The organism is Desulfoprunum benzoelyticum (assembly GCF_014201505.1).
Lineage (GTDB): Bacteria > Desulfobacterota > Desulfobulbia > Desulfobulbales > Desulfocapsaceae > Desulfoprunum > Desulfoprunum benzoelyticum.
Window position 1 is genome coordinate 1 of the sequence record NZ_JACHEO010000027.1, and the last position, 22,212, is coordinate 22,212.

Genomic DNA, 22,212 nt, shown 5'->3' on the forward strand with positions numbered 1-22,212 from the left:
CAATGGTTGATCGGTTAACCTATATAGCCTTACAAACTCAGCCGGTCCCGCAGCGCCTGCTCAAGCTGGCTGAAGTTCGATGGTAATCAGATTTTTTTTTGGTCATGATTGAAATCCCAACAGGTATCGAGAAATATCCCGCCGATTCTCTCGGACTGATGATTTGAGCCAATAGTGATTCGCCACTGAAATGGTTACGTATCAGAGGATCACATATCAACCGGACCAGGATCGAAATGCGACGGAACAGTCACGTGAAGCCTGGCGGATTTTTATGTTAGCAGTTGATGGAAATGGAAAGGAACTCGTAAAATTACGAGGTCAGGGAAAGGGAACAGGAGTGATTATTCGCCGGCGGGGCCGTGCCTGCCCCCATACCGGACCGGATCGGCAACAGTTCTATCAGGCGGCGCAGGCCTTCGGTGACCATGCGGTGATCATCGGCAAGAAGAATGCGGGACCGCTTTGTGCCCCCTGGGTTGCATGGACACTGACACCGATCCCGGACTTCACCCCCCGCACAGAAGCGGTATCGCTATGATAGCTTCTCAAAATTGCGTTTTATCACCGCAATTCGCCTATCGCTTCCTCTGTTTTTCGCCTGCCCCACCTCGAAAGCAGCATGAGAAGCGACCTGGTAATGGGCTGCTCAAACAAACTGAAGGACAGATGCCCCGTAAGGATGCAGAGGGCGATGACAACGGCAGCGAAGAGATCGTTAGGCAGGCCGCCGACAAGGACATTGTCCTTTGCCAGCGTCCCGGCACAAAGGACGACAAAGATGTGCGACAGATAGATTGAATACGAACTGTTGCCGATCATGACCAGGACCTTGGGGAAACGATGCATCCCCTGCTTCTCGAGAAACACGCAACCAGCCGCCAGCAACATTGCCGGCAGGCCCCAGAGAAAGAGCCGCGTCTGGTCGTCGATCGTCACGCCGCGCACCTGAAACAGCAGGAACAGGGCCAGGAAGATCAGCAGAAGACTGCCGCGCCGGGAGATCGTCCGGTGGTTGACCGCACGGCCCAGACAACAGCCGAAGACAAATTCCAGCAGAAGAGGGCTGGTAACTACCTTCCAGAGAGGATCCCGTATCTCGAGGAACAGTCCCACCAGGGCCGAGGGCAGAAAAACGGCGGTGATGACGGGGAGAAAAAATCGTTTTTCAAAGAACAGCAGCAGCGTGAAAAGCAGATAAAAATACATCTCGTACGAGAGCGTCCAGCCTTGCGGCAGGAGCGGCAGATCCAGGCCGTGCGTCGGGTTGATCGCCGGTATGAACAGCAGCGATTTGATGGTATACGACGCAGAAAAAACGTGGGTTTTCAGCGTAAAAGGAAGGAGTACGAGCAGGAGCATGATCACTGTGTACATCCAGTACAGCGGCACGATCCGGATGATCCTCCTCGCCATGAACACAGCGCCGGCCCTTTTCCGTCCGAATGCCCCCTGCGTTGACTGGACCATCACAAAGCCGCTGATCACGAAAAAAAGATCGACCCCGGCCGCCCCGGTATACCAGAATGCCGCGAACCGGCAGAACACCCCATCCCCATCGGTATACTGCAGGAGCATCTCAGAGACATGGAACAGCACGACCGACAGGGCTGCAATCCCCCGCAGTATCTGGATGGAGGTGAAATATCGCTTCTCGAAGGACCCGGACGCACGTTGTTTCGCTGATTTTTCCACTGTCTGGTCGACTTTCCACTCTTGGTGCAGATGAAGTCATCAGCCGGCCACAAGGCTTCCGAATGAGTCTGGAATGATATGGGGCATGTACTCGAAGGAGAACGCAACGGGCTCCAGCATGCCATGCCAACGGTGATTATTCCAGGTAAATGATCGAGACCAATCTGGTCGCCATCATTATGTGCTGCACACTGCAGCCGGCATTGCGGCGCCGGGTCATGCTGTCATCATATTCGCTGCCGTCGCCTTCCGTCTTGCTCTTCTTCCCTCTTCACAACGCCCCGGCGGCGGCCTGATCGAGCATGGCTGCCAGGCCGCTGAACCGGTCGAGCGAGCGGCCGGCGGCCAGCGCCAGGACCTCCCGCCGGGCAGATATGCGCACCGACGTCCGGGCCCGGGTGATCGCGGTATAGACCAGTTCCCGGCTCAACACCGGGCTGCCGTGCTCCGGCAGGACGACCAGGACCTCATCGAACTCGGAGCCCTGGCTCTTGTGGACGGTCATCGCGAACACCGTCTCGCACTGCGGCAGCCGCGACGGGAGAACGCTGCGGAGACGGCCGTCCGGCCGCTCGAACCAGACCGTACTGCGGCCGTCCCGGGAGCGATCCGGCAGGCAGATGCCGACATCGCCGTTGAACAGGTCAAGACTGTAGTCGTTGCGGGTCACCAGAATCGGCCGACCGGGATACCAGGGATCGTCGCTCGGGATGGAGCAGCCGGCATCGCGCAGCCCGTCTTCGATCGCCGCGTTCACCAGCGCCGTCCCCTGCCGGCCGTGATGGACGGCGCAGAGGACCCGGAAGCGGTTGAGGAGGGTGAAGAGTCCCTGAATCTCTGTCGCATCCTCGGCCTGCACCGCCGCTGTCATATAGTCACGGTACCTGGCAACGGCCTGGTCCACAAAATCGCCGCGTACCAGGGACACGCTGTCCGCCGCGTTGCGGTCGAGCAGGTCCCAGGCGCCGCCGCCATCCTGCGAGTTGATCAGGGTGGCCAACTGGCTGATGCCGTGGTCGAAGCGATAGGTCCGGTCGAGCTCGACGGTGTTGTCGGGCAGCGATCGGCTGCAGTCGGCCAGCACCGCCCCCGATTCGACCGATGCCAGCTGGTCGCGGTCGCCGAGCAGGATCAACCGGGCCGTCGGCCCCAGGGCGTCGACCAGTTTGCTCATCAGCGCCAGATCGATCATCGAAGCCTCGTCGACCACCACGACGTCCGCCGGCAGCGGATTACCGGCTTCGTGACGAAATCGCGACGAATCCGCTCTCACCCCGAGCAGCCGGTGCAGGGTCGCGGCCTGCGCCGGAACTGCCGCGGCCAGCGCCGGTGGCAGGTCGAGAGTCGCGATACCGTTGGCAATCGATTCCCGCAGTCGCATCGCCGCCTTGCCGGTCGGGGCGGCCAGGGCCAGCCGCAAGCCCGGCCCGTGCACCCGCAGCAGCAAAGCGAGGATCCGGGCGACGGTGAAGGTCTTGCCGGTTCCCGGCCCACCGGTGATCAGGGTCAACGACCGGGTCAGGGCCAGGCGGGCCGCCAGCCGCTGCCGGTCGTGCTCCGCCTCCTCGACCGGGAAACAGCTGTCGAGCAACGCCTCCAGACCCGGCACCTGATGCCGGACCTGCGCCAGATGCAGCAACTGGTCGGCCAGACGGCGTTCGTAGCGGTAATAACGGTGGAGGTAGAGATACCCGGCATGGAGGACGAGAGGGGCAGGGACGCCGCCATCCGATACCAGGGGCGAGCGGGACAGCAGCGCCGCCTTCTCGCTGCCCACCGACAGGCAGACGTGGCCGGCGGCCATGGCCGCCGACAGATCGGCGACCAGCATCCGGAAAAGCGGCCGCTCCGCTGCCGCCAGACCGCAACGGCCCTCGAGAAAGGCGGCGAGATGCCGGTCGAAGAGATCGTGATATTCCGGTCCGTTCATTGGCTGCCCCCCAGCAGGGCGGCGAGGGCCTGCAGGCGGCCGGCATCGGGCCGGGCGTGATAGACTCCCGCCCCCGGCCGCTCCCGGCTCATTCCCCTGACAAAGAGATACAGGACCCCGCCGAAGTGGCGCTCGTAGTCGTAACCGGGCATAAAGGTCCGCAGGTGGCGGTGGAGGACCAGGCAGTAGATCCAGTACTGCAGACCGTAATTGTGCTGCCGCATCGCCTGGGTCAGCCGGTCGGGAAGGTAATCGCTCTGCCGTTCCCCGAGATTGTTGGTCTTGTAATCGATAATGAAGAACCTGCCCTCATGCTCGCAGACCAGGTCGACGAAACCGGTCAGGTAACCCTGCATCTCCCGGAAGGAGAGGGGCAGCACTGCCGGGTCGGCCGCCACGATCCTGTTGATCTCTGTCGTCGTCGACCGATGAAGGTGAAAATAGAAGGGCATCTCCCGCACCAGTTTCCGCGGGTCGAGCTCGGCCAGAGCAAAGGCGGCCCCGGTGGAGGGATCATGCAGCCCGGCGCTGACGGTGTGCCGCAGCAGTTGCGCCAGCCGACCGGGGTCGACGGCCAGGCCGTAACGGCGGCTGGCAGCCTCCATCGGCTCAGCAAAATCTCCTGATGCCGCCAGCCCGGTAAAAGGCAGGTGTTGCAAGAGATCATGGACCGCATTGCCGAATCGGGCCCCGGCCGGCAGACCGGGCGCCTCGATCAGGTCATCGCTGCCTTCGCCTGCCACAATGGCCCTCTCCTGCCCCTCGACAGCCCGCCCCTCCTCACCCCCGCTCTGGCTCGCCAGTGCCGAGTAGCTCGTCATCTGCCAGCAGGTCTGCAGCGATCTCCCGGAAGGCGGCCGGCAGACCAGCGGTGGCCTCGGCCCGGCGATGATCGGCGCCTCGCTCCTCGCCCCCTCCGCTCCGATCTGTTGACAGGCCACCCCCTGATCTGCGGCCAGGGCGCGCAACCTGTCGATCTGTTGCTCTTCATCGACCTGTCCCCCGGGGAACAGGCGCAGGCCGAGGCCCGAGCGGAACGCATCCTCCACCTGACCATGCTTCCTGACATCGGCCCAGACCACGGAGCAATGGAGCCTGGCCCGGGTGACGGCAACGTAGAGCAGGCGCAGATCCTCGGACAGCTCCTCGGCTTCGGCCTCATGGCGGCGGCGGAGGAAGTGGTCGGAGCCGAGATCGGCCCGGAGCCTGCCGTCCTGATCGTGAAACAGCACCAGCTCCGTCTCGCTGCCGGTCAGGTTGCGGCGGTACCACAGGCAAGGACAGAACACCACCGGATATTCAAGTCCTTTGGCGCCGTGCATGGTCACCACCTGCACCGCCTCGGCATCGCTTTCCAGACGCAGCTCGAATTCCTCGCCCCCTTCCCCGCCCGCCCACATGGCCTGCAGCCACTGCAGGGTCTGGTATGGGCCGAGGTTGTCGGCGGCCGCCTTCTCCTGAAGAACTTCGAGCAGATGGGCGATGTTGGCGATGCGGCGCTCGGCCGCCGGCTGAGCGGCCAGGCGGACGAACACCTCTTCCTCGCGTAGCAGAGCGCTCATCATAGTCAGGAGCCCCTGGTTTCGCCACAGCTGGTGATACTTCTGAAACTGCAGGCGCCAGTGGTCGAAGGCCCCCTCATCCTGCCAGATCGCCTGCAACCGGGGGCCGTCGAGACCGAACCAGGGGGAGGTCATGGCGGCCTTCAGCAGCCGCAGGTCCCCTGGCTCGTCAACGGCCTGCAGGAGCCGGAGCAGGTCATCGCACTCGACGGTGGCGAAGATCGACTGGCGGCTGGCGATCACCGCCGGAATCGCCCTCTGCAGCAGGGCCTTCTGATAGGATGCGGCCTGACGGTGGCTGCGGACCAGGATGGCGATATCCCCCGGGGCCAGCGGCCTTGCGCCCGCCTCGGCCTGGATTTGCGCCGCCGCCTGTCCCCGGAGCAGGGCGTCGATCTCGTCGACCACAAATTCCTGTATCCGGGCCATGGCCTTGCCGGAACTCCAGCGGTCCCCTCCTTCCGCCGGGGCCGGGAGGTGGCAGTAGCGCATCGGCGCCAGGAACGCTCCGCCCCGGCACAGGCTCCCGTCCGCCGCCGTTTTCGCCGCCGTCACCGGATGGTACGGCATGATCGCCTCGTCGAAGGCGAAGGGCTGGCGACCGGCAAAAAGTTCGTTGACGGCCGCCACCAGCTGCGGGTGGGAACGGAAATTTCGGTCGAGGGTCAGCAGCCGGTCGGCCCTCTTCCTGGCGGCGAAATAGGAGTGGATATCGGCGCCGCGGAAGCGATAGATCGCCTGTTTCGGATCGCCGATCAGATACAGGGCATGGCTGCCGCCACCAAACAGCGCCGAAAAAATCTGCCATTGCGCCGCATCGGTGTCCTGGAACTCGTCGATCAACGCCGCGTCATAGCGATCCCCCAGCACGCTCCGGAGCCGCTTCCCGGCCGGCCCGGTCAGGGCCGAGGCCAGGCGGAGGATCAGGTCGTTGTAGGACATCGCCCCCCGTTCCCGCACCCGCCTCTCGACCTCGGTGCGCAGCTCTTCGGCCAGGGACGCCCGCAGGGCCAGCCGCAACCCCGCCGCCGCGTCCTGCCAGTCGGCCGCCAGCTCGTCGGCCAGCGGCCAGTCCCTCAGAAAGGCCAGTTTTTTCCCGTCGTCCCGCAGCCGCCTGCCGTTCAGCATCTTCACGAGACCGGTGCGTCCCAGCCAGCTCATCTCGGGCACCGCCGCCGGTCGGCCGCTGCCGAACAGCGCCTCGAGCTGGCGCCACCACTGCGGAAAGCCGTGTGCCAGTTCGGCAACGAAATATCCAGCGGCGATGGCATCGGCCAACAGCGCCGCCAGCCGATCCCGGTGCAGAAACCACCATGACCGCAGGCGCTCCTGGATCCCCTCCAGGCGGACGGCAGCTTCAGCCGGGCTCGGGCAGGCCGGCTCGACTCCGGCGATGGTCCCGTCCATCGGCCCGAGGGTGGCATCGAGGGCCGCCGGGGTAGCGAAATCATCGAGCAGCACCGCGCAGGCCAGATCGCTCAGGCCGTACATCGACCGCCGCCAGAAATCATCAACCACCTGCTGCCGGGTAGAGGCGGTATCGGGGACCAGATCGACCTGAAACAGCTGGCTGCTCTCCAGCGCCTGTTCCTGGAGCATGCGCTGGCAGAACCCATGGATGGTGAAGACCGCCGCCCGATCGATGTCACCAAGCGCCAGCCCCAAGCGTTCCAGGGCGGGACCGCGGTCGCCGATCCCGGACGCCCAGCTCGACAGGGTGAGATCGGCGGCGTTGGTCTGGCCGCGCAGCAGGTCTCTGGCCTCCAGCAGCCGTTTGCGGATCCGTTCCCGCAATTCGGCGGTGGCGGCCTTGGTAAAGGTGACGACCAGCAGCCGCTCGAGGGGGACCCCCTCCTCGACCACGAGGCGCAGAACCAGCATCGCGATGGCGTAGGTCTTGCCGGTGCCGGCACTGGCCTCGACCAGGCTGCTCCCCCGGTGCAATCGAACTTCGGCGCAGTCGAAGGTCGTCATTTCGCGGGGCATCGGCACCCCTCCCAGATCGGCACAAAAAACGTCCGGCAGAGGTTCTCGAACTCCGCACCCAGGACCGCTTCCGCCGCCACCCCCTGCAGCAGCAGGGTCCATTCCGGCTCATAGCCCTTGTCGATGCTGTTCTGCCATTTTTCCCTGGCTTTGGCCAGTGGCGGCACCCGACTTCTGGTCGCGCCGCAGTGGCGGGCATAGCTCAGCGCCGGTTCGACATACAGGTCACTGGGACCCTGACAGCCGGCGGTGAACAGCTCGAGGCAGCAGGCCAGATCCGGACTGCGGTCGCGTGCCGTGACGGTCTCGAGCTCGCAGTCGCGCAGGACCGCCACCACCCGTCTGTCCTCGCCCAGCAGTTGATCGGCCAGCAGCGCATGGAGCCAGAGATGCAGGACATCCCGGCCCTTGCAGTTCGAATAGCGATAGATCAGGACCCCCCCTTCGTACACATTGCCGAGCAGACCGCGGAGGCGGCTGGCGCCGACCGTCACATCGACCGGCAGGTCGGGCAGCCGTCGCCCCATCGCCATGCCCCTGATTCGGTCGGCAAAACTCGTCAACTCCTGTTGCTGCCGGGCAAAGAGCAGTTTTCCCGGGGTCCCCAGCGGCCACCTGCCCTCGATCCGCATCCGGGCGAGAGCGGCCTCAGCCCCTGCACCCGCCAACAGGGACTGGATGATCTCCTGGCCCACGCCATAGCCGGCGAGCGGGTCGACGGCGAAGGGCTCGCTCTCTGCGGGCAGCTCTTCCTGGAGATCGAGGCGGATGCCGAGGCAATTGCGGACGAACCACCGCTGGGGGTTGGCAAAAAATCCGAACAGCGCGGCAATCGGCACACCCTCTTCCGCCGCCGCCAGGCTTCCCGACCACCAGGGGGCGATCGAGGCGGCAGGTTGCGCCAGCCGCGCTGCGACCGCCCGGGACCGGTCGTCATAGCTGAAAAACCGGGAATCGGCGCCGGTAAAATAGCGTGGGCTGAAGGGGTGCAGAGGATGATGGCGGACAAAGCCCAGGGCTTCCGGATCATCGTCCCTTTCCCTGAGGATGACGCCATAGTCCTGGCGCAGGACCTCGAGGAGCTCGCTGACGACGACCGCCGGCGGCAGTTCCTTGTTGGTCTTGCTCGACTGTCCCGGATAGCTGATATACAGGACGTCGCGGGCCGCGAGCAGGGCCTCGAGAAACTGGTAGCGGTCGTCATCGCGCCGGGAGCGGTCGCCGTAGCGGCGCTCGACCGCCAGCAGATCGAAGGTCGCGTGGCGATCGCTGCCGGGAAAGAGACCATCGCCCAGCCCCAGCAGGCAGACGATCCGGAACGGGATCGAGCGCATCGGCAGCATCGAGCAGAAGGTCAGCTGTCCCCGCAGGTACCCCGAGGTCGAGCGGGTCTCGGCGGCGGCGGTATCGAGCCAGGCGCGGATCACGGCCAGCGCCACCGGCGACTGGTGGAAGCCGCCGTTATCAAGCTCGCTCAGGATCTGCCGCAGTTCGAGGATGACGGCATCGTCGGCCTCACCGAACAGCCGGTCGGCGAAGTGCAGCAGGAGACGGGACCACTCGCCGAGACCGTGGCTGCGACGCAGATCCCGCTCGGCCTCCTCCAGGATGGCGACGAATTCGCACAGCCCGCCCAGGGCCCGAGCCCCTCCGCCCTCGATGTCGCCATAGGGCAGGACGCCGTCGACCATGTCCGGGGCATCGATGGCATAGCCCATCAGCAGCCGGTCGAGCCCGGCCCGCCAGGTCCCCTCGGGATCGGCCGGCAGCCCGATTTCCTGTCGCTGTCCGGCAGACAGTCCCCAGCGGATGCCGGAGCGGGTCACCCACTGGCGGAGGTGTTCGAGATCGCCCGCCGTCAATTCGAACCGGAAGGCGATGGCCTCCTGCTGCAGCAGGTCGAAAACCTCCTTCCAGCCGAAGCGGCCGCCGAGGAGATCGAGAAACTGGAGAAAGGTGGCGACAACGGCGTTTTTGCGGCGCAGGCTGCGGTCGGCGATACTGTGCTGGAGATCATGGAACACCGCCGGGATCAGGGCGGCGTAGTCCTGGATATCCGGGGCCATCACCACGATATCGCGGAGCTCGAGGGTCGGGTCGCGGTGCAGCCAGTCCAGGATGTGGTCGTGGAGCACCGTCATCTCACGCCGGCGGGAGTGACACGAGACGACAATGACCGACCCGTCGTCGGCCGCAGCGTTCTCCGGCGGTGGCGTCCCGCCGGGGCGGTTGTGGAGCAGGTCGGACTGCAGCCGGTGCAGCAGTGTCGAAGCGGCATGGTCGCAAGGATCTTCAAAGCTTCTGAATTCCAGCTCGAAATCGACCTGTTCGAGCAACATCGCCTGAAAATCACGCCCCTGTCGACCCAAGGCGACCAGCAGCGGGTGGCCGGCGGCATCCTCCAATCCCGATGCCCTGCCTGCCGCCGCCCGCTGCCGGGCCAGCTGCCGCCGACTCGGCAGATCGCCCCAGTACTGCTCGCAGGGTGAGAGGAGGTAGAGGTGGACATCGCTGTGGAGGGACAGACCGGCGAGCAGATCAAGAAAGAGCGGCGCCATGATATGGATGCCGACAATCGAGATCCGCCCGGGCAGCACCCCCGCCGGGATGTCCTGCTGCCGCAGTCGCCGTCCGATCCGCTGCAGTACCGCCCCGCGGTGCAACCGGTCCGGCGCCTGGTCAACCAGCCGCTGCCACAGTCGCCGCTGCCAGCCCTCGGTCGGGTGCCCGACGGCCGGCCGGCCCTGCTCCCAGCGGGCCAGGAGCTCGGGACGCAGCAGTTGATACTGGTCGAACAGATTGGCCAGTTGCCGGGCCAGCTGGAAGCGCTTGAGTTCGGCGTTCTCACCGCTGAAATAGGGGGCCAGGACGGCCAGGTCGGGCGAGTCGAGGTCCCGCAGCAGTTCCTCCAGCCGCCAGACCAGCACCTCGCGGGCAAACCCGTCGGGCTGGATCGACATCTCCAGACAATTGGCCACCAGTTCGAAAAAATTCAGCGGCAGCAGGTAGCGGAAATTGCACCAGGTCCCAAAGGTCTCGGCCAGTTTCTGGGAGATGATCCGCTCCATGCCCTGGCTCTGGACGACAAACAGCTCCGGCGTAAACAGGTCTTCCCGCCCCTGGGCCCTGATGAGCTCGGCCAGGTGCTGCAGCAGGTTCTCGGTGCGATTGGAGGTGTGGAGGTAGAACATTGAAGGCCATCCTCAACCGGATGGTGCTGCCGGTCTGGCGTTGCCGCTCGTTCCGGTCTGGCCGGTCGTTGAGTTTCCCGGTTTACAGCAACCGGCGGGGCAGGTATTATCTATTTTCCGGGCACGGTGCCGACGCCGGCGTACTCATAGATCGCATAGACCAGCCCGGCCAGGATCCCGAGGGCGAAAAACAGACGCAGGCGGCGATTCCATGGGACCTTTTCTCCTCCCGCCATGTACTGCAGCAGGGCGATGATGACATAGGCGACGCCGGCGACAAAGGGCGCCGTCTGCAGGATCTGCCACAGGGTCGCCTTGATACTGGCAGCGGCATCCGCGCCCATCCGGAAATTGAAGACGAGATAGAGCAAGGCCGACAGGTAGAACGTGATTTTTTCTTTGACACTCTGCATATGAACCTACAAGACACCCTGTATTTTCCGGGCACCGCCATCGCTTCCGGCAGCCAGTACCCGCTGTATCTGCTCTGTCCCACGATCCATCTTCTCCAGCCGGTCGAGCCGGAAGAGGGCGCCGGGGATGGCCCCGGATCGGCAGATCTTTTCATTAATCACGGTTTCTGTCAAGTACATACTCCCCAGCCGCTCGGTCCCGACAGGAAGCGGTTTCTCCGCCTCATCGACGATATCAGGGAGCGCAAGGACGACTATGCGGCTCAGCTCAGCTCCCTGACGATGGCGGCGATGACCGCCCCCCGGCAGCAGGACGACGACACCTCCCAGGCGATCCTCTCCTCCCTGCTCGGCGGACCCGGCAGGAAGATCGCGCGGGAAAACGAAGGTCCGAAGCAGGACCTGTGGCAGGCCCGGCTGGTCCTCAAGATCGGCGAGATCCTCGACCAGGAGGAAGAGGAAATCGCCCGCGACCTCCTCGCCCTCGACGAGGACGAGCACTCCCTCTACACGCGGCTCCATGGCGAAGATCTCGTTGCTGCCGATGAGGACGACAACCCCCTGGCCGACCTGATCGACATCAGGGCCCGGCTGCGGCAACCGGCGACCGGAACCATCAGAAACCGCTTCCGCGCCTGGAAACAGCTGTTCCTCAGCGGTGAGCTCCCCACCTGGCGGATCTTGGCCACCCACTGGCCGGATGCCGCCGATATTATCCTCGAAGCCTATGAACGGCACCGTGGACAGGCGGCAACCCCGGCCGGCGCCCTGCCGCTGCCGACAACGGTGGGACTGACAATGGACGAGGCCTTTGCCGCCGTGGCCGCCTTCCGCAAGGAGTTCGCCCTCCTGGCCGATGAACTGCTGGCAACCCTTCCCGCCCCCCTGCCGGCGACGCTGATAAAGCGTTGGCAGGACGCCCTGGAACAGCACTTCCCGGCCGGTCAATTCGGCCGGACCGTCGTCGCCATCCATCACCTCGCCGGATTGGATATCTCGACCCTGCTGGGCAAGCCTGGACAGGAAAAGGACCAGGGGACGCTGCTGCTGGCGATCGCCGACATCGCCTGACCGGCGGCAACGAACAGACCGGGACTCCACCCGGGACGCGGATAACCACCTGATGAACAGAGACGAATTCGAACGTTTTTCCGACAGCCTGCCGGCAACACCAGGGATTTACGGCCGTGACAATTTTTTCAATTCGGCGGTCCTGGTCCCAGTGCTGTTCATCGACAACGCCTGCCACCTGCTGTTCCAGAAACGGGCCCAGGCCATTCGCCAGGGCAGCGAGATCTGTTTTCCCGGCGGCCGTTTCGATCCCGAACTCGACAGCGGTTTCGCCGACACCGCTCTGCGGGAGACGGAAGAGGAACTCGGCCTGCCCCGCGACCGGATCAGACTGACCGGCCGGCTCGACACGGTCGTCACCCCACGGGCCGTGATCGTCGAGTGCTTCGTCGGGGTCCTCGAAATCACCGATCTCGAGGACCTGCAGCCCGACCCCCGCGAGGTTCAAGAGGTCTTCACCATTCCCCTGGCCTGGTTCCTCGCCACCCAGCCCGAGATTTACCACAACCGGATCGAGATCCAACCCTCCTATTTCGATACCGAAGGGCGCGAGCATATCCTGCTGCCGGTCGACAGGCTCGGCCTGCCTTCGCACTACAAGGAACGACGGAGCGAGTGGACCCACGAAGTGGCGGTCTATCGCCACCGGCGCTGCACGATCTGGGGGCTGACGGCGGCGATCATCCTCGGCATGATCCGCAAGATGCGCTGATGCCGCCGTCATGTGCCTGATCCTACTCGCCTGGCGCTGCCACCCCGGCTACCGCCTGATCCTCGCCGCCAACCGCGACGAATTCCTTCACCGCCCGACGGCCCCGCTGGCCTTCTGGCCGGAGCGCCCGGAGATCCTCGCCGGCCGCGATCTCCAGGCCGGCGGCACCTGGTTCGGCCTGACCGGCGGTTGCCGCTTCGCCGCCGTCACCAACTATCGCGATCCGGCCACCTTCTCCGCCACCGCCCTGTCCCGCGGCCAACTACCGGTGAAGTATCTCATGAGCGGGATCGACCCGCAGCAGTTCTGCACCACCAACGCACATCAATGGCCGCAATACAACGGCTTCAACCTGCTGGTCGGCGATGCCGACACCCTGGTCTACACCTCGAACCGCTCACCACAACCGGCGTATGCGGTGTCTCCGGGCATCCATGGGCTGAGCAACCACCTCCTCGACACCCCCTGGCCCAAGGTCGCGCGCGGCATGGCGGCCCTCCACCGCCTGCTGGACGGCCGGGCGGTCATCGAGCCCGACGATCTCTTCCCGCTGCTGGAGGATTCCCGGCAGCCGCCGGATGACGAGCTGCCGGAGACCGGCATGAGCCTGGAATGGGAACGCCTGCTGGCGACGGCCTTGATCAGCGGCAGCGAGTACGGCACGCGCTCGTCGCTGGCGCTCATCGTGCGTGATGACGGCACGATCAGCTGCACTGAGCGGACGTTCGCCCATGCGCCGGAAGGCGTCCGGGAGACCGGAAAAGTCCGGTTTGACCTTCAATGCCGCCGCTGTGGAGATCGGGGCGGTATCGGTGCGGGTTGAGAGTGAGTGACACCCGAGGCGGATCCAGGCCGACGACCCCAGCCCATGTCCGGCATGAACTGCGATGGCGACGGAGGCGGATCGGGGCGACCGGCTTCGGCCTCCGGGCCAGTGCATGCTGCTGGCCCGGATATGCCTATTCCGCTTTGCAGCAGGTATAGGGATTGATGGTCAGCACCGGACAGGGGGCGGAACGGACCACCTTGTCGGCGACGCTGCCGAACATGATCTTCTCCAGCCCCTTGTAGCCGTGGGTCCCCATGACGATCATGTCACCCTTGGTGGTGGTGGCGAACTCGACGATCTGTTCGGCGACGTCACCCATCGACACCTGATGCGTCACCTCGCCGATCCCGGCCCTGGTGAACGATTCTTCCAGATCGGCACAGAAGGAAGCCATCTTCTCCTCGGCCCCGGCGATGAGGTCCTGCTCGAGGTTCGGCATGCTCATCTGCGGCACGAAAAATCCGGAATAATCCTCGAAATTCTGGACGACAAAGATCAGATGCAGCGAGGCCCCGAATTTGCCGGCGAGATAGCCTGCCGATTCTGCTATCAGCTTGGAGTTATCTGAAAAATCGATCGGCGTAATGACCTTTTTGACTTCCATTATCTTTCCCATTCCCACCTCCGCAGTTAAATTGATAACAGCTGTTAACATCCTGTTCATACTTATTTTTCTCACAACGCTGACAGTGATTGCAAGAAAATAGTAATGCCACGGCGAGAATGTGTCGCCAGCGACCGTCAGGTCCCCGCCTATCTTTTTCCATCTTTGCAAAAGTGATAATTTCGGCTACGCTGAAGATATGACACATTGTGGTACATCCCAAGGAGAAAAAATTCATGCATGTCAAGGCCATCTCGATCAGCGACCGCAAGGGAATCCGTAAGAACAATATCGCTTCAGGGGAACTGCTGGCAGGCTTCGGTCTCGCCGGCGACGCCCACGGCGGCGACTGGCACCGCCAGGTCAGCCTGCTGGCCCAGGAAAGCATCGAGACGATGCGGGCCGGGGGACTCGACGTCGTCGCCGGCAACTTCGCCGAGAATATCACCACCAAGGGGATCGACCTGACGACCCTCCCCGTCGGAACGCACCTGATGATCGGAGAAACCGAGCTGGTGGTCTCCCAGCTCGGCAAGATCTGCCACCATCGCTGCGCCATCTACCACCAGGCCGGCGACTGCGTCATGCCGCGGGAGGGCCTCTTCGCCGTTGTCCGCAAGGGCGGGATCATCCGGGTGGGGGACGAAATCCGGATACTGGAAGAGAGATCGACGACGGGCGCCGTCATCGGCACGGCGGAGTCACTGAAGGTCTGCAGCGGGGTGATCAGGGAAGCGGTGATGTCGCGCTGGGCGCCGGCCTTCATCCGCGTCGATCTCCTCAATGCCGAAGGGAACAACCTGTGCCAGCTGCTCGACGACCTCAGCAGCCGCCAGGGCATCGACCGGGTCATCGTCTACGATCCCGAGGGCCGGCACACCTTTGGGATCGCCGGCTATCTGGGCGAGGCGATCCTCGCCGGCCGGCCGGCCGCAACCATCATCAGCCACTGCCGGACAACGACGGCGATTGCCCGCCTGTGACGGCGGGACGTCAGTGCAGCAGGTCGTTGATGATCTGCCGGTACTTCTGTTCGATAACGTGACGCTTCTTCTTCAGGGTATTGGTCAATTCCTCGCCGAGTTTGAACTCCTTGTTGAGGAAGGCGATTCCCTGCAGTTTTTCGTAGGATTTGAATCCCTGTCTGGGGTGGAGCAGACGGTTCATCTCGTGCCGGATATGGTCGAGGACCCGGCTGTTGGTCAGCAGTTCCTCCCCTTCCTCCTTCAGGTCGGAAAACCGCTGCCGCGCGTATTCCCGTAATTCGTCGATATTGGGGATCAGCAGCGCTCCCAGGCCCTTCTTGTCCTGGCCGACCAGTACCGCGTCCTGGATGAAGGGGAACATCGAGATCGCGTTCTCGATCCGGGTCGGGTCGATATTTTCGCCGCTGGCGAGGACGATGATCTCCTTGGCCCGGCCGGTGATCACCAACTCGCCGCCCATCGTCATCCGGCCGAGGTCGCCGGTGCGGAAAAAGCCGTCGGTGGTGAAGGACCTGGCCGTCTCCTCCTCGTTGCGATAGTAGCCGCGAGTCACCTGGGGACCACGGACCTCGATCAGCCCCTCCCGGCCGGGCGGCAGGACCGCGCCCTCCTCGGAGGCGATCCGGATCTCGGTCAGCGGCACCGGCGGCCCGACCGTGCCGTAGACCCGGCAGCTCAGTCCCCGACCGGCGATCGACGGCGAACATTCGGTCATGCCGTAGGCGTTGACGATGCGGATGCCGACGGCGTCGATCCATTCCTCGAGATAGGTGGCCAGCGTCCCACCGCCGCTGATCGCCAGGCGCAACCGGCCGCCGAAGCGCTGCTGGACCAGACTCAGCTTCTTCATCGCCAGCTTGTACAGGGGGTAAAGAACGATCATCCTGGCCAGGGCCGGAACCCGCCGCGTCACAACACGCCACCACGGCTCCGGGGCATAGACCGGAAAGCGCCCCAGATAACGGCGGCGGTTGCGGCGATAGGCCGCCGACACCCGAACAAAGGCGGCAAACAACCCGCTGGCCAGCCTGCCCTTCTTCTTCACCCCGGCCTGCACCCGTGAGTACAGCGATTCCCAGACCCGCGGCACGGTGGCGACCAGCGTCGGCCGGTATTTCTCGAGATCCTGGGCGAAACGCTTGACCGTCGAATAGACGATGGTCGAGCCCTTGGCAATGCTGAGGTACTCGGCGGTTCGTTCGAAGATGTGCCAGGTCGGCAGAATCGACAACCAGAGATCGTTCTCCGTCAGGCCGATGACACCCGGCACCTCCCTGACGTTGTGCATGATGTTGGCATGGCTCAGCATCACCCCCTTCGGCTGACCGGTGGTCCCCGAGGTATAGATGACGGTCAGCAGGTCGTCGGCGGCGATCGCCTCTCCCCGCTGGAGAAAGCGCTGGACGTCGTCGTCGGTGAAGCGGCGGTCGGCCAGCAGGTCGGTGTAGGAGTAGACGTGACTGAACAGGGTGTGCAGTTCCGGGGCGGAGATGACGAACACCCCCTTGAGCTGCCGGCAACCCTTGATGTAGTCGTCATGCAGGGTGAGGAGGTCGCCGGTTTCGACGATCAAGTAGCTGCTGCCGGACTGTTCGACGATAAACTCCAGTTCCTGGAGCGGGGTGTCCGCCCCCCGCGGCACCGACACGGCGCCGATGGCCATGATCGCCAGGTCGGAGACAATCCAGTCATAGCGGTTGTCCGACAGCAGGACCACCCGATCGCCTGCGGAGATGCCGCGGCGATGGAAGGACCGGGCCAGGAGCAGGACATCCTCGAACAGCTTGCCGTAGGTGACCTGGCATTCCTCCTCGCCGGCCAGATAGATGAAGGCGGTCTTGTGCCGCTGGCGGCTGGCGCTCGCCACCAGCACCTGGAACAGCGTCGCCGGCGCCGCATAATCGGGAATGGCAAAGAGTTCAGACGGCGGTTGCGGCTCGGTCATGGTCGAATCCCCCAGTGAATGCCAATCGTACCCAGCATGAATTTACGATAACCGACGGTGATGAAACCGGCCTCCCGGAAAATTCCGGCAAGGGTCTCGGCATCATGAAAATCCATGGTTGATCCGGTAAGATAACTATAGGCGGAGGCATCCCTGGCGATCATTTTCCCCAGCAGCGGAATGCCATAGCGAAAGTAGAGGCGGAGCAGCGGCAGCAGCAGGTTGTCGGCCGGCGGCGTGGTATCGAGACAGACCACCCGACCTCCGGGTCTGAGCACCCGGTGAACCTCCCGCATCACCCGCAGGCTGTCGTCGACGTTGCGGAGCAGGTAACCGAAGGTCACCGCCTCGAAGACCTGGTCGGCGAAGGGCAGGCGATTGGCGTCGCAGGCCTGCCAGTGGATCGCCTGAAGACTGAATCGCCGCCTGGCCTCGGCCAGCATGTTGCGCGAAAAGTCGGCACCGATGACCCGGGCGTCGGGATAGGACCGGCGCAGCAGGGCGGCGATATCGCCGGTCCCGGTGGCGAGGTCGAGAACCCAGCCGCGCCCCGGATCGCCGGCCCGGGCGACGACGAAGCGACGCCAGCGCTGGTCCTGGCCCAGCGTCATCGTCCGGTTCATCAGGTCGTAACGACCGGCGATGGCATCGAACATCCGTTGAACCCCGGGCCCCTTGCTCATGCCGCCGTCCCTTGCCGGTCAGGCATCGCTCCCCTCGCCCCCCTCAGCATGGAGCGAACCCCGGGGTCCGCGGGAAGGGGATGACCTCGCGGATATTGGCCATGCCGGAGACGAACTGCACCAGCCGCTCGAAGCCGAGGCCGAACCCGGCGTGCGGCACCGTGCCGTAGCGGCGAAGATCGAGGTACCAGCGGTAGTCGTCGAGGTCGATGCCGGCCTCCTGCATCCGCCGCTCCAGGACCTCGTAGCGCTCCTCGCGCTGGCTGCCGCCGACGATCTCACCGATGCCCGGCACCAGGATATCCATCGCCGCCACGGTCCGGCCATCGTCGTTGATCCTCATATAAAACGGCTTGATCGCCGCCGGATAATCGGTGACGACCAGCGGTCGGCGGTAGACCTCGTCGGTCAGGTAGCGCTCGTGCTCCGACTGCAGATCGATGCCCCAGCGCACCGGAAAATCGAAGGTCCGGCCGCTGTGCTGCAGTTCCTCGACCGCCTCGGTATAGGTGATATGGGCGAAATCCTGCCCGGCCACACTCCGCAGCCGCTCGACCAGTCCCTTGGCGATGAAGCGGTCGAACAGCTCCATATCCTCGGCGCAGGCGGCCAGGATATCGTCGAGGAGGTATTTGAGCAATTCCTCGGCGATCCGCCGGTTGCCGGCAAGATCGCAGAAGGCCATCTCCGGCTCGATCATCCAGAATTCGGCGAGATGCCGGCTGGTGTTGGAATTCTCGGCCCGAAAAGTCGGACCGAAGGTATAGACATCGCCCAGGGCCAGGGCGTAGACCTCGGCCTGGAGCTGGCCGCTGACCGTCAAGCCGGCCCGGCGGCCGAAAAAATCGGTCCCCGGCCCACCGGACGGCTGGCCCGTCGAGATCTGGAACATCTCCCCCGCGCCTTCACAGTCGCTGGTGGTGATGATCGGGGTGTGGACCTGGATGAAGCCGCGCTCCTGGAAAAAGGCGTGGACGGCATAGGCCAGCCGCGACCGGACCCGGGCGACGGCGCCAAGGGCGTTGGTCCGCGGCCGAAGATGGGCGATCTCGCGCAGAAATTCGAACGAATGCCGCTTCTTCTGCAACGGGTAGGTCTCCGGGTCGGCCCAGCCGACAACCTTGATCTCGGCCGCGACCAGTTCGACCGCCTGGCCCCGGGCCGGCGATTCCTGGACTGTCCCCTCGACCTCAACACTGCAGCCGGCGGTCAGCCTTTTGATCCCGGCCTCGTAATTGCCGAGCCTCTTGTCGGCGATGACCTGGAGGTTGCCGAGACAGGAACCGTCGTTGACCTCGATAAAGGAAAAGCCGCCGGTATCCCTTCTGGTCCGGACCCATCCGGCCACCCGGACCGTCTCGCCCAGCGGCTGCCGCGCCAGAAGTTGCCGTATCTTCGTGTACGTTCTCATGTCTTTTCAGAGTTCGTGCTGCGGTGAATAATAGACGACCATTTCCCCCTCCCCGGGCAACAGCCGCTGATCGATCCCGGTCAGGTCGGCGAGGTGGCAGGCGGCGACCCGGCATTTGACCATCAGCAGGAAAAAAATATCGCGATGAACCTCGGACAGGGTCTCGAAATTGCCCTGCCCCTTCGATATCACCAGGTCCGCCCGATCAAAATGGTCCAGCAGTTCGTCCGAGCAGTGGGCAAGCGACGTCCCGGGACAGGCGACACCGCTGCTGATCAGACGAGCGTAGCGGTCAAGGCCACATTCCAGCGCATCCTCGAGCGAAGCGTCGTTGATGATCGGTCCGCCCCGAACCGCAACGGTCAGGTCGAGCCCCCGTTCCTGCAGGCACTCGAGAACCAGCTGATCATACACGATCTCCCCGCAATTATCCGCAAGGTAGAGTACCCGACTGCCGTTTTGCAGGCGGCAGATCCGATCGAGGAGCAGGTCGAGGTGATCGACTGCCAGCACCGCCGAACGGCAGCGGGCAAAAGCAGCCTCGGCGTCGACCGCGGCAAAGGCGCCGTAATCGATGCTGTTGCCGGCAATGGCAAAACGAACCGCCGCGACCAGAGGAACGGCCGAACGTCGCACCTCCTCTCTGATCAGCGGGAGGAGATGCCGGGCCTCGGCATTGCTCTGTCTCTTGATCTGCCGATAGGGGTCGGGGCAGCCGGTAACCGCGGCGATGCGGCCGTAGATCCGGATGGCATTGGCGGGAGGGGTCTGCTGCAGGTCGATATCGGGGAGCAGAGCATCGATCGCGTCGACCACCGCCCGATGGTCAGCGGCCCGATCGGAACAGATCTTCGCCACCTGCAGGGCCTGCCGCAGATAACAGGAAAGGCAGTCAGAATGCGTTTTCATAGAAGATATCCCTCACGGACATTGGCCATGGCAGCGAAAATCGAGTTCCGGGCCCCGGGTTCCATCGTATACAACTGCGCCAGCAGTTCCCGCACCCGCTGTCGATGGGTATTGCCGGCCAGGGGGCAGAGATTTTCGACCGCATCGATCCCGATTCGGGCGGCGATCTCCAGCACCTCCTCCTTCTCGAGATAGGCCATCGGCCGGATCAGCGCCAGCTTGCCGCCGAACAGCACCTGCTTCGGCACCATCGTCGAGATGTTGCCGCTGCAAATCATGTTCAGCAGGAGGGTCTCGATCAGATCGTCCTTGTGATGGCCGAAGGCGATCTTCGACCAGCCCTCCTGCCGGGCAAGATCGAAGAGCTGGCTCCGCCGGTTGCGGGCACAGTGGTAGCAGTTCCGATGCTCTTCCGCAAGACTCCAGCCCCGCACCGTCTGATACTCGATGCCGATGCGCTCGAGTTGACCGCAGATCCTGGCAATCGCCCCGGCCGATTCCGGGTGCCGGCGCCATAACTCGTTTTCGACCACCACGGCCTTCAAGACATAGCGGATCGGCGCCTTGTGCTGCCAGAACCGGAGCAACCAGGCGAGGACCAGGCTGTCGACTCCGCCGGAAACGGCGACAAGCACCCGGTCGCCGTCGACCAGCATCGAATAATCGTGCATTGCCTGGCCGATCCGGCGATTGAGGCGCGATGTCAGGCAGGCGTCTATGGTCATCAGGGAAAGAATTGCTGGGTGCTGGAAAGCAAACGCCCGTCGGCGTTATGCATCAGGCCACGGGCGTTGTTTCCGTCTCGAACCGGGGGCTGGACTGGTTATCGCTTCAGGAACGGGCATCCGGCAAGTCGATCTTTGAGTCCCTGGGCGACAAGATTCTCGACGGTCACCCACTTGAACCCACGACTCTGGGCCTTGCTGAAGCTCAGAATATTGCTGAGCAGGGACTCCTGCGTCTCGTCAAAATCGGCCGACCACAGGACCGCGCGGGTCTTGACGTCGACCAGCCGGATCTGGAAAGAGGCCGAGGCCGGGCTCTCAATGGCCATGTCACTGCCTACCCGCTGCCGATAGCGATGAACGGTTGTCACCATCACCGCATCGCAATGAAGCGTTTTGCCGAGATGGCCGATGACGTCGGCGGAGTTGTCCTTGTTACCTTCATCCATCAGCGATTCAACCTGGCTGGCCGTCAACACGCGGACATTGCGACAGTCTTTGGTGATATCGGCGATGGTGAGGTCGATGAAACCTGCCCCCTTGCGGAGACTGTCGCTATCGTTCCCCTGACCGTCGGCGGCACCGTCTCCGCCAGCCTCGGCCGGAAGAACGACGACAGCGTCCAGAGGCCGGATATCTTGTTCCGTATCGGCAGTCGAACTCACGCTCCTGCCGGAACATGAAGAGAGGAACGACAGGAGTCCGCACAGCATGACGACGGTGAGGATGTTGGATATGTTTTTCACGCAAGACCTCTCTGCTGAGTTTTCAAGTAGTGTTCCGATCGTACTTTGACCAAACTCATAGTAACCCCTTGGAAGAAAGCACGCCGCTGACGTGTTCCGACAGGGCGCATGCCTCATGCATCGTCCTTCCCAGTCCCTTGAAGACCGCCTCAAGGATATGGTGCCCATTCTCACCGTGCAGCATGTCGACATGCAGGGTGACACCGGCATGCAGGCTGAAGGCCCGGAGAAATTCCTTGCCGAGCCCCGTATCGAAAGACCCGATCTTCTGATCGGTCAGCGAGACATTGTATTGCAGAAAAGGCCTGTTGGATATGTCGGCAACGACCCGCACCAGGGTCTCGTCCATCGGCATATGGCAGCTTCCATAGCGGTTGATGCCGCCCTTGCCGCCGAGTGCCCGACCAAAAGCCTGCCCGAGACAGATGCCGACATCTTCGACGGTATGATGATCATCGACTTCGATATCGCCCTTCGCCGATATCGCCAGGTCGAAAAAGCCGTGCACGGCGAAGAGGGTGAGCATGTGATCGAGGAACGGAACACCGGTATCGATTGCCGCCTTGCCTTCTCCGTCCAGGTCGAGAATCAGATGTATATCCGTCTCCCCTGTCTTCCGTTCGATCGTCGACGTTCGAGTCCCCTGCTGATCCATATCCTGTATCCGTTGAATAGTACCCTGTCCACCGCTGATAGCGCCCCGCCTCGTCGCCGAAAGTCACGAAGTGCGTTTGGCATTTCATTTCACTCCATGATCTGGTATATTTCGACTGGTTATATTACCCCATTGTCTTGAATCCATCTCTATTTTTCA

Annotated in this window: 17 protein-coding genes; 4 read left to right on the top strand and 13 right to left on the bottom strand. The window is 63.6% G+C overall.

Features of this window, described 5'->3' with window-relative positions; translation table 11 throughout:
* Positions 1-564: 564 nt before the first annotated feature.
* The 5 genes from HNQ81_RS15755 to HNQ81_RS15775 form a co-directional block, all read right to left on the bottom strand.
* Positions 565-1,695, bottom strand: coding sequence for an acyltransferase family protein (locus HNQ81_RS15755; protein ID WP_183352271.1), 1,131 nt, complete (start codon positions 1,693-1,695; stop codon positions 565-567).
* A 271-nt stretch (positions 1,696-1,966) separates the two neighbouring features.
* Positions 1,967-3,625 (bottom strand): exodeoxyribonuclease V subunit alpha, encoded by a 1,659-nt coding sequence (gene recD / locus HNQ81_RS15760; protein WP_183352272.1) that lies wholly within the window; start codon positions 3,623-3,625, stop codon positions 1,967-1,969.
* Positions 3,622-7,173, bottom strand: a complete 3,552-nt coding sequence (gene recB, locus HNQ81_RS15765; RefSeq protein WP_183352273.1) for an exodeoxyribonuclease V subunit beta — start codon at positions 7,171-7,173, stop codon at positions 3,622-3,624. The genes recD and recB overlap by 4 nt, the downstream gene beginning before the upstream one ends.
* Complete coding sequence (recC, locus tag HNQ81_RS15770; RefSeq protein ID WP_183352274.1) at positions 7,158-10,364, bottom strand: exodeoxyribonuclease V subunit gamma; 3,207 nt, start codon at positions 10,362-10,364, stop codon at positions 7,158-7,160. The genes recB and recC overlap by 16 nt, the downstream gene beginning before the upstream one ends.
* A 110-nt stretch (positions 10,365-10,474) precedes the next feature.
* Entirely contained in the window at positions 10,475-10,777 is a 303-nt protein-coding gene (locus HNQ81_RS15775) for a hypothetical protein (RefSeq protein ID WP_183352275.1), read from the bottom strand.
* Between HNQ81_RS15775 and HNQ81_RS15780 the strand changes: the two genes are divergently transcribed.
* Genes HNQ81_RS15780 through HNQ81_RS15790 form a run of 3 tightly spaced genes read left to right on the top strand, consistent with a single transcriptional unit; the run spans position 10,778 to position 13,383 of the window.
* The gene (locus HNQ81_RS15780) at positions 10,778-11,848 is read left to right on the top strand and encodes a hypothetical protein (protein ID WP_183352276.1); all 1,071 of its coding nucleotides are present in this window, start codon (positions 10,778-10,780) and stop codon (positions 11,846-11,848) included.
* 52 nt (positions 11,849-11,900) lie between these two features.
* A complete protein-coding gene (locus tag HNQ81_RS15785; protein ID WP_183352277.1) occupies positions 11,901-12,560 on the top strand; it encodes an NUDIX hydrolase in 660 nt (219 codons plus the stop codon).
* Positions 12,561-12,570: 10 nt separating this feature from the next.
* The gene (locus HNQ81_RS15790; protein WP_183352278.1) at positions 12,571-13,383 is read left to right on the top strand and encodes an NRDE family protein; all 813 of its coding nucleotides are present in this window, start codon (positions 12,571-12,573) and stop codon (positions 13,381-13,383) included.
* A 136-nt stretch (positions 13,384-13,519) separates the two neighbouring features.
* On the opposite strand, the gene HNQ81_RS15795 is transcribed toward HNQ81_RS15790, so the two are convergent.
* Positions 13,520-14,005 (bottom strand): universal stress protein, encoded by a 486-nt coding sequence (locus HNQ81_RS15795; RefSeq protein WP_183352279.1) that lies wholly within the window; start codon positions 14,003-14,005, stop codon positions 13,520-13,522.
* 224 nt (positions 14,006-14,229) lie between these two features.
* Here HNQ81_RS15795 and HNQ81_RS17405 point away from each other — a divergent pair, with 224 nt between their 5' ends.
* On the top strand, positions 14,230-14,976 hold the full coding sequence (locus HNQ81_RS17405; RefSeq protein ID WP_221270890.1) for an MOSC domain-containing protein: 747 nt from the start codon (positions 14,230-14,232) through the stop codon (positions 14,974-14,976).
* A 10-nt stretch (positions 14,977-14,986) separates the two neighbouring features.
* Here the strand turns inward: HNQ81_RS17405 and HNQ81_RS15805 are convergent, their stop codons facing one another.
* The 7 genes from HNQ81_RS15805 to hisB all read right to left on the bottom strand — a co-directional run bounded on the left by HNQ81_RS15805 (position 14,987) and on the right by hisB (position 22,053).
* Positions 14,987-16,924: an AMP-dependent synthetase/ligase gene (locus tag HNQ81_RS15805; protein ID WP_183352280.1), complete on the bottom strand. Its 1,938-nt coding sequence runs from the start codon at positions 16,922-16,924 to the stop codon at positions 14,987-14,989.
* A complete protein-coding gene (locus tag HNQ81_RS15810) occupies positions 16,921-17,607 on the bottom strand; it encodes a ubiquinone/menaquinone biosynthesis methyltransferase (protein WP_183352281.1) in 687 nt (228 codons plus the stop codon). Before HNQ81_RS15810 ends, HNQ81_RS15805 begins: the two co-directional genes overlap by 4 nt.
* A gap of 43 nt (positions 17,608-17,650) precedes the next feature.
* The gene (gene asnS, locus HNQ81_RS15815; protein WP_183352282.1) at positions 17,651-19,018 is read right to left on the bottom strand and encodes an asparagine--tRNA ligase; all 1,368 of its coding nucleotides are present in this window, start codon (positions 19,016-19,018) and stop codon (positions 17,651-17,653) included.
* Positions 19,019-19,024: 6 nt separating this feature from the next.
* Positions 19,025-19,927, bottom strand: coding sequence for a damage-control phosphatase ARMT1 family protein (locus tag HNQ81_RS15820; protein WP_183352283.1), 903 nt, complete (start codon positions 19,925-19,927; stop codon positions 19,025-19,027).
* On the bottom strand, positions 19,924-20,652 hold the full coding sequence (locus HNQ81_RS15825) for a tRNA lysidine(34) synthetase (protein ID WP_183352284.1): 729 nt from the start codon (positions 20,650-20,652) through the stop codon (positions 19,924-19,926). Before HNQ81_RS15825 ends, HNQ81_RS15820 begins: the two co-directional genes overlap by 4 nt.
* A gap of 98 nt (positions 20,653-20,750) precedes the next feature.
* Entirely contained in the window at positions 20,751-21,398 is a 648-nt protein-coding gene (locus HNQ81_RS15830; RefSeq protein WP_183352285.1) for a hypothetical protein, read from the bottom strand.
* Positions 21,399-21,453: 55 nt separating this feature from the next.
* The gene (gene hisB / locus HNQ81_RS15835; protein ID WP_183352286.1) at positions 21,454-22,053 is read right to left on the bottom strand and encodes an imidazoleglycerol-phosphate dehydratase HisB; all 600 of its coding nucleotides are present in this window, start codon (positions 22,051-22,053) and stop codon (positions 21,454-21,456) included.
* Between the last annotated feature and the right edge of the window lie 159 nt (positions 22,054-22,212).